Genomic DNA, 213 nt, shown 5'->3' on the forward strand with positions numbered 1-213 from the left:
AAGTCAGCAATCAACGGTTTGATATCGTTCTCCAGCACGTCCTTTGAAGTGCAAGTGACGACGAAATCATCGGCGTATCCTATAAAGTTGGCTCTCGCCCCATTTTTAAGTGCGGTGGACTTTATGCGTTGCTCAAGACCTGCAAGAGTCATCAGCATCAAGGTTGGAGATATGATCCCGCCTTGTGGTGTTCCCTCGTCAGTGCGATAGAAC

The 213-nt window shown here is 48.4% G+C and carries 1 protein-coding gene; it reads right to left on the reverse strand.

Annotated elements, in window-relative coordinates; all coding sequences use genetic code 11:
- Nucleotides 1-213, reverse strand: a 213-nt coding sequence (locus JIG41_RS06805; RefSeq protein ID WP_249406622.1) for a reverse transcriptase domain-containing protein, incomplete at both ends; no start/stop codon positions are given.

Source organism: Pseudoalteromonas sp. bablab_jr011, from assembly GCF_016464045.1.
GTDB classification, from domain to species: domain Bacteria; phylum Pseudomonadota; class Gammaproteobacteria; order Enterobacterales; family Alteromonadaceae; genus Pseudoalteromonas; species Pseudoalteromonas lipolytica.